13 protein-coding genes are annotated in these 11,249 nt (G+C 47.3%); 5 read left to right on the forward strand and 8 right to left on the reverse strand.

Translation table 11 applies throughout. The features are described from left to right. The 5 genes from C7B77_RS13605 to C7B77_RS13625 form a co-directional block, all read left to right on the forward strand. A partial coding sequence (locus C7B77_RS13605) for a glucosaminidase domain-containing protein (protein ID WP_181243862.1) occupies positions 1 to 752 on the forward strand: 752 nt, incomplete at its 5' end. Positions 753 to 1,208: 456 nt separating this feature from the next. After that, on the forward strand, positions 1,209 to 2,516 hold the full coding sequence (locus C7B77_RS13610) for an HhoA/HhoB/HtrA family serine endopeptidase (protein WP_106305530.1): 1,308 nt from the start codon (positions 1,209 to 1,211) through the stop codon (positions 2,514 to 2,516). A 144-nt stretch (positions 2,517 to 2,660) separates the two neighbouring features. Beyond that, the gene (locus tag C7B77_RS13615) at positions 2,661 to 3,101 is read left to right on the forward strand and encodes a riboflavin biosynthesis intermediates N-glycosidase (protein ID WP_106305533.1); all 441 of its coding nucleotides are present in this window, start codon (positions 2,661 to 2,663) and stop codon (positions 3,099 to 3,101) included. A 48-nt stretch (positions 3,102 to 3,149) separates the two neighbouring features. Further along, positions 3,150 to 3,626 carry a TspO/MBR family protein gene (locus tag C7B77_RS13620; protein WP_106305536.1) on the forward strand — a complete coding sequence of 159 codons (477 nt, stop codon included), beginning with the start codon at positions 3,150 to 3,152 and terminating at the stop codon, positions 3,624 to 3,626. Between the two features lie 90 nt (positions 3,627 to 3,716). Beyond that, on the forward strand, positions 3,717 to 4,205 hold the full coding sequence (locus tag C7B77_RS13625; protein ID WP_106305539.1) for a DUF4079 domain-containing protein: 489 nt from the start codon (positions 3,717 to 3,719) through the stop codon (positions 4,203 to 4,205). 59 nt (positions 4,206 to 4,264) lie between these two features. Here C7B77_RS13625 and arsH read toward each other — a convergent pair whose 3' ends face one another. From arsH to C7B77_RS13670, 8 genes are all read right to left on the reverse strand, one after another. Then, positions 4,265 to 4,888 carry an arsenical resistance protein ArsH gene (gene arsH / locus C7B77_RS13630; protein WP_106305542.1) on the reverse strand — a complete coding sequence of 208 codons (624 nt, stop codon included), beginning with the start codon at positions 4,886 to 4,888 and terminating at the stop codon, positions 4,265 to 4,267. Between the two features lie 229 nt (positions 4,889 to 5,117). Beyond that, on the reverse strand, positions 5,118 to 5,582 hold the full coding sequence (locus C7B77_RS13640; RefSeq protein ID WP_106305545.1) for a phosphatase domain-containing putative toxin: 465 nt from the start codon (positions 5,580 to 5,582) through the stop codon (positions 5,118 to 5,120). A gap of 74 nt (positions 5,583 to 5,656) precedes the next feature. Beyond that, positions 5,657 to 6,127, reverse strand: coding sequence for a protein-tyrosine phosphatase family protein (locus C7B77_RS13645; protein WP_106305548.1), 471 nt, complete (start codon positions 6,125 to 6,127; stop codon positions 5,657 to 5,659). A 28-nt stretch (positions 6,128 to 6,155) separates the two neighbouring features. Further along, positions 6,156 to 7,220, reverse strand: coding sequence for a PstS family phosphate ABC transporter substrate-binding protein (locus tag C7B77_RS13650; RefSeq protein ID WP_106305551.1), 1,065 nt, complete (start codon positions 7,218 to 7,220; stop codon positions 6,156 to 6,158). A gap of 51 nt (positions 7,221 to 7,271) precedes the next feature. After that, positions 7,272 to 7,661 (reverse strand): arsenate reductase, glutathione/glutaredoxin type, encoded by a 390-nt coding sequence (arsC, locus tag C7B77_RS13655; protein ID WP_106305554.1) that lies wholly within the window; start codon positions 7,659 to 7,661, stop codon positions 7,272 to 7,274. Positions 7,662 to 7,824: 163 nt separating this feature from the next. Continuing rightward, positions 7,825 to 8,496: an MIP/aquaporin family protein gene (locus C7B77_RS13660; RefSeq protein ID WP_106305557.1), complete on the reverse strand. Its 672-nt coding sequence runs from the start codon at positions 8,494 to 8,496 to the stop codon at positions 7,825 to 7,827. A gap of 122 nt (positions 8,497 to 8,618) precedes the next feature. After that, positions 8,619 to 10,067, reverse strand: coding sequence for an Asp-tRNA(Asn)/Glu-tRNA(Gln) amidotransferase subunit GatA (gene gatA, locus C7B77_RS13665; protein ID WP_106305560.1), 1,449 nt, complete (start codon positions 10,065 to 10,067; stop codon positions 8,619 to 8,621). Between the two features lie 276 nt (positions 10,068 to 10,343). Continuing rightward, positions 10,344 to 11,249: metallophosphoesterase (locus tag C7B77_RS13670; protein ID WP_342761356.1), on the reverse strand; the 906-nt coding region annotated here is incomplete at its 5' end.

The raw sequence follows: 11,249 nt of genomic DNA on the forward strand, positions 1-11,249 counted from the left end.
GGACAGTACCAGTCCATCTTAAGGTTAATAACGAACCCTATCCCGAATGGGGGATCTCGATCGATGGTAATGTGTATATCCCGATCGATCTCGCCGATAGATTGGGCGTCAATCTCGCGCTCAATCCGCAGATGCGCCGGATTAGATATCGTGGGATCGTGTATCTCAAAGCGATCGAATTGCGAGATCTCAATATCTCGATCGTCTCCGAAATCGGGCGCACTTACAATATCCGTTCTCAACATTCTTTCAGTGCTGATGAATTCGATCGCATTATGTGTTCGGGACAGACTACCGCGACTCATCTGAGTGAGTTTCTCGGTGCCAATAATCCCGAAGCTCTGGTCGATTTTCCTAAGCTAGCCGAAATATATGTCGAAGAAGCTAAAGCTGAAGGGGTAAATCACGATTTAGCCTTCGCGCAAATGTGTCTAGAAACCCGCTTCCTGACATTTGGGGGGGCGATCTTACCAGAATTTAATAATTTTGCCAGTCTGGGCGACAGGCAGGCAGAATGGGCAAAATTCACCAATTTACGGTTTGGTGTTCGCGCTCACATCCAACAACTCAAAGCTTATGCTAGTAATGATTTTTTAGTGCAAGAATGCGTCGCGCCTAGATTTGAACTAGTCAAGCGAGGAGTTGCCCCGACGATGCGACAGTTAAACGGTCGCTGGTCAGCAGAGGGGCAGTATACAATTAAAATCGCGGCGATCCTCCGACGATTGTATGAAACTGCGGGAATTTTTTAGCCGTAGCGCATTGTTGGATAATGGTAGATCGCCAACCCCCTCGACAGAGTTTCAGTAGTCGTTGGCGTAGCCTACTGGAAGTAATCGAGGTTGGGAAAATACTACTTCGATGGGGAGATACAACCGGGATTTTTTAGTTGTAGAATTGAAGTACGCAACTGCGGTATCGGTTGGCTGGCAACGAACGGCGGCAGATCCGTTTGCAATAGTTGGGTGGTTATAACCGTTTAACTAAGAGCGCGGTGAAAACCTCGATCGTCTGCGCTCTGGCGACCCCAAATCGCGATTGAATTATCGAAATTACCCGCGATCTGCAACAAACTTAACAACAGTGCGTCATGATGACTAGCTAAACTTTTAAGATATGTTTACTCTGGTATCATCCGACCGATTTAAAGTTCGGAACCGAAGCCAGTTAGCTGAGATTGCTACCAGAATTGTATAGGTGTGATTTATATGTCAGAACCCCAAGAAAAATTACCCATTCAAGATCGCTCTCCAGACCAAGCACCAATCGACAATCGGATCGCGCCAGCAACAAACACTGCTGTCAATAGATTGCGTCAAGGTAGTAAATATTTCTCTTTACTGTTGTTGAGTACCGTTGCTAGTTGTTCGTTCGGCTACCTAGCTGCGAAAGAACAATTACCCACGGCAATTGAGTCACCAGCAGTAGCTAACTCGCCCATAGCTAGTAGCAGCAGTATCTTAGCTACTGCCAATAATAGTTTTATCACTCAGGTTGTCGATAAAGTCGGCCCTGCTGTGGTCAGAATCAATGCTTCGACTACCGTTGCTAGTCGTTCGGCATCTGGAGATTACATAGACGATCCTATCCTTAGACGGTTTTTCGGCAATGGCTCTACTGCGCCAAATCGATCGACCGAGCGGGAAGTCAGACAAGGCACGGGTTCGGGCTTTGTCATCGATAATCAAGGGCGGATTATGACCAACGCTCACGTTGTCTCTGGCGCATCGAGAGTAACCGTCACTCTCAGAGACGGACGCACGATTCCGGGCAGAGTCAGAGGACTCGATCTAGTCACCGACGTGGCGGTAATCGAGGTAGACAAAAAGAATCTTCCCAGCATCCCCATCGGCAACTCTGATGCGATCAAACCAGGCGAATGGGCGATTGCCATCGGTAATCCCCTCGGCTTAGATAATACTGTCACGGCAGGAATTATCAGTGGTACCGGACGGACTAGTGCAGAAATTGGCGCACGCGACAAGCGAGTCAACTATATCCAAACCGATGCGGCGATCAATCCTGGTAACTCTGGCGGGCCTTTGCTCAATGCCGCCGGACAAGTCATCGGCGTGAATACTGCCATTTTGCGCGGTACCCAAGGTTTGGGATTTGCGATCCCCATTAATACAGCCCAACGGATTGCCAGCCAACTAATTGCCAATGGCAAAGTCGAACATCCCTTCTTGGGCATCCAGATGATCGATCTGACTAGCCAGCTCAAAGAAGATATCAATAACGATGCCAACGCCAATCTCAAGATCGATGTCGAGCAAGGGTCGCTAATCGCGCGGGTCGTTCGTAACTCGCCCGCAGCATCAGCCGGAATCCGGCCTGGGGACGTCATTCTGAATGTTAATGGCAAACCCGTCCGCAATTCTAATCAGGTGCAACAAGCGATCGAAAAGACGAAGATTGGCAGTAGCTTCCCAGTGCAATTGCGTCGGAACGGACAGACGATTACGCTAAATGTCACCCCAGTTGCCGCACCGCCAATTACAGCAGCACAGGAATAACGAACGATTGTTCTAAGATCTACCTCGATCGATACAGCGCACGTTAAGGTAAACTTGGCGTGCGCTGTATTTTCTGGTGGAGGCGAGTGCAGTATCGGCGAATTTAGATGCACTACGTTTGTAAACTTTACAATCTAAAATCACTTGACAATATACTTCTATAGCGATCGAGAGCAGCCTTATGGTTGCTTTTCTAACTTTTCCAGACATGGTTTTGTCATGGACAAATTGTGGTGGACTACCACCGAACACTACTTCCAAGCCCAAAAATTTGTCGGTACGCCCTACCTCGAACAAATTCGATCGGTGAATACGCCTAAAGATGCTGCCACCCTTGGCAGAAAACGCAGTTTGCCCCTGCGCAGTGATTGGGAACAAGTTAAAGATGAAATTATGTACAGGGCGGTGTTGTGCAAATTTCAAATTCACTTAGATATTCGCGAAATTTTACTGGGGACTGGCGACGAACAGATCGTCGAAAATGCGCCTAATGATTACTATTGGGGCTGCGGTAAAGATGGGACGGGTCGAAATCAACTCGGGTTGACTTTAATGCGAGTTAGAGAAACATTAATTGATAATTGATAATTGATAATTGATAATTGAAAGCCTAAAATCTAATACCCTAATTTCATGATTAAATCTTGGCTGGTAATTGGTGTTGTTGCGATCTTAGTGGCATTCGGGCTGGCACGATTGAATACACCCGAAGGCAATCGCTGGTTCAATCGCCAGCGTCGTCCGCACTGGCTGACATTTGAGAAATTGATTCCTGTAATTTGGACGGTAATTTTGATTTGTGGTGTTTGGTCGGCATACAATGTCTGGGAAGCTGCCCCCGCCGCCAACCCACCTTGGGGACTGATGGCATTGTATCTGCTCTTAGAGGTGGCAATTATGCTCTACACGCCCTCGATGTTTTGGTTTAAGAATCTTAGAGCAGGTACGATCGTCGGTGCCGCAGGCTGGATTATAGGGTTGATTCTGGCCATATTAGTCTATCCCGTCTCCGCAATGGGCACGATCCTACTAATACCCTATCTGCTCTGGAGTCCGATCGGTACCTATGTCACCTGGGTAATGGAAGGATTAAATTCAGTCGAGAGTTGAAACTTTGGCTATGCGTCCCTATCCTCAATCCCCGATCCCCTAGTACAATAGCGATCGAAACAAATCTACACATAGGATGGTACAGAGATCGTGGGCGAACAGTTATCACAATTATTAGAACCGATCGCGAGTCAATTTCGCGCGCTCTCACTCCCAGAACCGCTCACCCACTGGGGACATCCATTTTTTATGAGCATCGTCATGTTTGCGATGGGTGGGTATGGGGCCTACGCTGGCTGGAAAGGTAGAATATTAACAGCTAGCGATCCACAAGCTGCGATCGAAAGTAAGGCAGAGCATCGAAAAATTATGCCAGTAATGTTCGCATTTATGGCGATCGGTGCGACTGGTGGGGTCTTGTCTTTAGTCATCCAAAAACATGCTGTAATGTCCAGTCCTCACTTCTGGACGGCAACTGTGCTATTAACTTTTCTAGCAATTAATGCCTTAATTGCTGGGACTGGATTTGGCGATAATAAGCCCGAATTTCGGAAGTTTCACGCATATTTTGGCAGCACGATTCTCATCCTCATGGTCGTTCATGCTTTGATGGGCTTGAAATTAGGCTTATCCATTTAAAGTATCTGTCTTGTTAAACAGCAGGTAGGATAATTCATCAATTACCCCTACCTGCTTGTTTAGGTAGTTGTTTTAGCTGCCAGCTCCTTGCGTTCGCTGTGACGATCGGTCAGATAATCCACTTCATCGCGTAATAAGAGCGTGAATTTATAAAGTTCTTCCATCACATCGACCACTCGATCGCGATAAGCTGAGTCCTTCATCGTGCCATCTTCATGAAATTCCTGGTAAGCTTTGGCGACAGATGATTGATTGGGAATGGTAAACATTCGCATCCATCGTCCCAACAGCCGCATCGTATTAACAGCATTAAAAGACTGAGAACCGCCACTGACTTGCATCACAGCTAATGTCCGACCTTGAGTCGGTCTAACCGCTCCCAAACTCAGCGGAATCCAGTCGATCTGATTTTTAAGAATGCCTGTAATTTGGCCGTGCATCTCTGGACTAGACCAAACTTGCCCTTCCGACCACAGGCTCAATTCTCGCAGCTCCTGGACTTTGGGATGCGTATCAGGGACGCTACCTTGAATCGGCAGCTCGCGCGGATCGAAGAATTTGACCTCTGCGCCAAATTCTTGAATGATGCGAGCTGCTTCTTCTGCCAGCAACCGACTATAGGATCGCTCGCGTAAGGAGCCGTATAAAAATAAGATTTTGGGTGGATGGGTCGATCTGGTCATAGATGCACGAATGTCTCTGGTTTAGAAATTTGTGTTGTCCGAGCTTGAGCCACGATTTTTATGGCATCCCCAGGACTACCTAATGGTGGTGTGTAGCTCGAATCGAGGTCATTTAGGTCATTTGCAGCCATATCGTGAAACAAAGCAGTAGCAAAGTCCGTATCTCATTCTTTCGCGCTTAACGCAGCAATGAGTCTCGCGTTGCTACTGCCAATAATTAGAAGCTGTATCAGATTGGCTCACCTGCTAAAGAGCGCAAAAACTCAGTTTGAGCCGCTCGCAGTTCGACTTGAGAATTTGCCAACTCAATTGTCTGGATTGCCGCTTCGTAGGATGAACCAACATGAATTAGATAGCCCGCCAGCATGGTTCCCGTCCGCCGCAATCCATTGGTACAATGAACGGCAACAGCCAAACCTTGACGATTTTGTTCGTCTATAAAGCTTGCTAATTCCTGGATCTGGTCTCGACTTGGTGGGGTGCCTCCCTGAATTGGCAACCACCGGAACGGCATCTCTCCCTGCTCGTACAGATCTAAATTAGAGGGATCGTCGAGGACAGAGACAATTGCTCCAATCCCTACAGATTGTAACTCGCTCAGTTCGTCTGCGGTGGGTTTGCGAACACCTGCCAATTTACCAGGAATAACCCACCATAAGTTTTCGACAATTGGCTCGATTGTTTTCTGCTCCATCTGTTTAAATCTATATGACTAGAGTGCGACCGCTTAATTTAGACTTGCAGTTACGAGCAGTGTTTCGATCGGGTTTATGATTTACTATCTCTCGCAGCTAGAGAGCGCAAAAAGACTTGTTGAGCTAGTTCCAGCAACGCTTGTGAGTTAGCAGTTTCAATCGTTCGCATGGCATCTTCATAAGCAGAACCATTCAAAATTAGATAAGCAGCGAGCATCGTACCCGTTCGATGCAAACCACCCGTACAATGGATGGCTGTTCCCACACCTTGACGATGATGTCGATCGACAAAATCGATTAATTCTGCGACTTGAGATCGACTGGGCGAACTAGCAATCTGGATCGGCAGCCACAGATAAGGAATATTTTCCTGCTGATACAATTCCAGGTTGGATTTGTCATGCATTACTGAGACGATCGCCCCAATTCCCACTTTCTGTAGCTCCTCAATCTCGGCTGATGTTGGCTTCCGAACACCTGCTAGTTTGCCTGGAATTACCCACCATAAGTTTTCGACAATTGGTTGTATTGCTGACTGTTCCATTAGTTTGAATTTCCAGTTAATTCCGAACCTAATACTCGGCTTTTTTTGGTAATAGATCGGAAATTTTTGAGTTAATCCTGGCTTTACCAGCAAATACAGTGCCTGTTTTACCGCGATTAAAGTTAATGAAATTAATTTCTCTAACTTTGTCTGGCAAAGGTACATAGCCAACCGAATCAACTACTGTCGAGACTTTATTGATATATAGTCTGACAAATTTACCAATTACCTGTCGATTAGTACTAGAGCGCGGATTCACATAAATAAACAAAGGTCTAGAAAGTGGTTGATACTGATTTTTTTCAACGGTTTGAGTCGATGGTAAGATTGCCCCTTTACCGTTATCGACTGCTAATAGTTTCAACTTACTTTGGTTTTCTTGGTAGTAAGCATAACCAAAATAACCCAAAGCATTTGGATCTTTACTAATTCCTGCTACCAAGGCTTCGTCATCTTCACTAGGGGTATAGTCTTTGCGGCTAGATTTCGATTTTCCGACAATTGCTTCGGTAAAATAATCGAAAGTACCAGACTTGTCTCCCGCCCCAAATAGTGCGATCGGTCGATCGGGCCAAGAGGGACGTACTTGGTTCCAGCGCATGATTTTGCCTTGCGCCGCAGGCTCCCAGAGCTTTTTCAGCTCGGCGACAGTAATATCTTTGGCCCAATCATTTTGGGGATTGATGGCGATCGTCAGTGCATCAAAAGCGATCGGAAACTCCATGTATCTCACCCCATTTTTCTTGCAAGTTTCCATCTCTGCGAGCAAGATTGGTCGAGAAGCATTACTAATGTCTGTTTTGCCAGTACAGAACTTTTCAAACCCACCTGTCGTACCAGAGACTTTAACTTCAACTTGTTGCCCCTTATTGCTGGGATCTGCTTGAAATAGCTTGACGATCGCCTGAGTAATCGGATACACCGTACTCGAACCATCAATCCTAATCGCTGATGTTTTGGCTTTTCCAGCATCTCCCGCAGACCCTTGTGCCAGAGTGTGATGTTGGGCTGATGTATTTGCTGTTGCAGTGGCACCGATCGTCAACGCCAGTAGCCCCAAAACTTTAGCGGATTTTTTTACTATTGCGTTCATTTCGTGTCGATCTCCTTGAGACTAAGTTGGCTATATCTTAGACTAAGTTGGCTATATCGATGCAATCAGTTTAGTTACTCGATCGCGTACTTCTTCTCTCACTCTGGGAAAGATTTCTGGTTGTTCTGCCGGATCGTCGAGTTGCCAATCGGCAAATACTTCGCGCTTCACCCATTCTGGGGGGAGATTTACGCCACAACCACACAAGGAAATGACTATATCAAAATCTTCGGGTTGAAACTCACTCAAAGCTTTCGAGGTTTGGCTGGTAATATCGATCCCCGCATCTTTCATCGTCGCGATCGCTTCTGGACGGACGGTACTGGCTTCCAATCCCGAACTGGTTACTTCGATTTTGTCCGCACCTAAGTGCCTAGCAAAACCCTCAGCCATTTGCGACCTAGCCGAATTCTTTTTGCAGACAAACATTACGCGTTTCATGATTTTCTCCTAGATTTTAGTTGGGAGTTGGGAGTTGAGAGTTGGGAGTTGGGAGTTGGGAGTTGAGAGTTGAGAGCAGGGAGTTGGGAGTTGGGAGTTGGGAGTAAATTGGAAGGCAGTTCTAAAGCCTAAAACCTAAAGCCTAAAGCCTAAAGCCTAAAGCCTAATTCTTCAGGTCGGAAAAATCATTCGAGAGATGGCCATAGACGATTACTGCCAACTGTGCGCCCAAAATTGGTGCGACCCAGTAGAGCCAATGGTGCGACCAATTCCAGCCGACTAGAGCAGGCCCTAGCGATCGCACTGGATTCATACTCGCACCCGTAATTGGCCCCATACAAGCCGCTTCTACAGCCACTGTCAAGCCGATCGCGATCCCGGCAAACCCGATCGGGGCGCGGCGATCCAAGCCAGAGCCAAAAATTACTAACATCAAGATGAATGTCAGCACTGTCTCTAGAATCAGGGATTGCAGCCAATTTCCATCTTTGGGCATCGTCGCACCGAGATTGCCCACGGCACCTAGCGAGATTCGCAATAGCAGGGAAGCTGCGATCGCACCTAGTGCTTGTGCCAAAATATAAGGCAACACTAAATTGCGCCGAAAAAAGCCACTGCGCCAAAAAGCTAACGTTACGGCTGGATTGAAATGTGCGCCGCTGATATGACCGAGGCTATAGATTAACGCCGTTACCACCGCACCAAACACGATGCTAATGCCCAGATGGGTAATAGCACCGTTGCTGAGTTTATCGACCATTACGGCTCCCGTACCAGCAAATATCAACACGAAGGTGCCAATGAATTCTGCTAATAATTCACGAGAGTGCTTCATAAGTATATCGATGTATATCGATATTTAAGAACATCGATATATTATCAAGCTATATAGACGGATGTCAATATACCTGTGGAGTAATTCAGAAATTGTCCTACAGGTATATTAAAAATAACGACTTAGATTTGAGGCGATCGCTTGTGCCATTCGGTCGATCGCTCGTAGACGTGAGCGACTTGTAGCAATAGATCCTCGCGGAGGACATTGCTGAGTAATTGCAGCCCGATCGGCATTCCTTTATCGTCGAAACCGCAGGGGATACTGATTCCAGGCAATCCAGCGAGATTGACGGGAATAGTCATTAAGTCGGAGAGATACATGCTCAAGGGATCGGCAGTTTTTTCGCCAGCTTTAAAAGCAGTTGTCGGGGCGGTGGGGGTAATTAAAATATCTACCTGACTAAAAGCGGCTTCAAAGTCCTCTTTAATCAACGTTCGCACCTTTTGAGCTTTGAGGTAGTAGGCGTCGTAATAACCAGCCGAAAGTGCGTAGGTACCCAGCATAATCCGCCGTTTGACTTCGGCACCAAACCCAGCCGCCCTAGTCTGGGTGTACATGGACATTAGATTGTCAGCTTCGGCTCTAAAGCCGTATTTGACGCCATCGTAGCGGGCTAAATTTGCCGATGCTTCGGAAGGGGCGATGACGTAATAGGTGGGTAAGCCGTAGCGGAAGCGGGGACAAGAAATTTCGCGAACTTCGGCACCTAAAGAACGAAAATGTTCGATCGCTTGACGGACGGATTCAGCGACTTGCGGATCTAAACCTTCACCAAAAGTTTCGGTAATGACGCCAATTTTAAGACCCTTCGGTAAATCTGGAGTCAGCAGTTGGGAGTATTTGGGAATCTCGATCTTGAGGCTGGTTGAGTCTTTAGGATCGTAACCCGCGATCGCTTCCAGTAATATTGCAGCATCTTCAACTGTCCTAGCAAATGGGCCAATTTGATCGAGCGAGGAGGCATAAGCCACCAGTCCGAATCTCGATACCAGTCCATAGGTCGGTTTTAGCCCCACCACGCCACAAAAAGCCGCAGGTTGACGAATCGAGCCACCAGTATCCGAACCGAGCGATACAACGCATTCTGAACCCGATACAGCCGCAGCCGAACCGCCTGAAGATCCGCCTGGTACGCGTTCTAAATCCCAAGGATTGGCGGTGACTTGATAGGCCGAATTTTCGGTAGAACTACCCATCGCAAATTCATCTAGGTTAGTTTTGCCCAAAGATACCGCACCTAAATCTTGCAGCTTTTGGGTGACGGTAGACTCGTAAGGCGGCACGAAGCCTGCGAGAATTTTGGAACCGCAGGTAGTCGCGATACCTTGGGTACACATATTATCCTTGAGCGCGATCGGGATACCCGCTAGCAGGGGGATATCTTCACCTGCGGCAATTTTGGCATCTACCGATCGTGCCTGCGCGAGAGCTTGTGTGGGTGTGGTACATAAGAAACTGCGCAGTTTGGGTTCGAGCTGCTCGACTCGATCGATCGCTTCGGTGGCGATTTCTACTGCCGATCTTTCTTTGGTAACAAGCTGATGGTGCAACTCACGAATAGATGCCATAGGAGTGGATAGTGGATAGTGGATAGTGGATAGTGGATAGTGGATAGTGGATAGTGGATGGATTAGAGCTTCGATAGTTGTTTGTTAGGTATTTTCAATTGTGAGTGTGAGTTCTCCTGCGGAGCGTTGGAACTCGATCGACCCCCCATAGTTCCTCAACTTTTGTGTTGTAGGCAATATTGGCAGTTTAGCCTCGCTCTTTAACAATTACCTTGTTACCTATTCACTATCCACTATCCCCTATTCACTATTCACTATCCCCTACCTTACCAGTCACTAGCTACTAGCGACTAGACTAAATACCGAAATTTCTGGACGACAGTTAAATCGGGAATAGATCTTGATCGTACCGATGCCGCGATTGGTGTACTGAATCATATTGCCCACCTGATAGCGTCCCAAGGGATATTTACGAGAAAGATCGGGTACGTAGCCATCATAGAAGGGCAACCGAATTTGTCCGCCGTGGGAATGTCCGGATAGCTGGAGTCCAAATCGGCCAGTTGCAGCAGATTCATCGGCAAAATCTGGCTCGTGAGCGAGCATAATTGCGGCTCCAGTAGCGGGTAATTGCTTCAAGACTCGATCGAGATCGTCTAGTTCTGCAAAGACATCACCCACGCCAGCGATGTGTAATGTCGATCGATCGCGTTGTACGTTATAGACAGTATTTTCGAGCAGGGTAACCCCAGCTTTGGCGATCGCCTGACGAACGGGTGTCGGATCGTTAAATACGTCGTGATTGCCGAGTACCGACAGCGTAATATCGCGCGGACGCAATTTGGTGAGGGTATCTAATAGATTGACATGTTGCCGGGGTCTGCGACTGACAAGATCGCCTGTGATGACTACCAAATCTGGATTTTGAGCGTTGACAAGTTCGACTACTTTTTCTAACTGGGCGCGATCGATCCCATCCCCAGCATGGAGATCGCTGATTTGGACGATCCGATAACCATTAAAGGCGCGATCTAACTTGGGTAACTCAATATCGATATGGGTAATTTCCAGCCAATTGGGTTCGATTTTGCGGGCGTAGACGCTGAGGGCAAATACCAGCATACATCCCACCAACAGGACTTTGAATACTCGAACTACTGGAAACTTAAATTTAAATTTACGCACGAGGGAATGAGGTTTTAGGCAGAAAGCGGGGAGAGGGGTGGATGGGTGGATGGGTGG

Source organism: Chamaesiphon polymorphus CCALA 037 (assembly GCF_003003845.1).
Taxonomy (GTDB): domain Bacteria; phylum Cyanobacteriota; class Cyanobacteriia; order Cyanobacteriales; family Chamaesiphonaceae; genus Chamaesiphon; species Chamaesiphon polymorphus.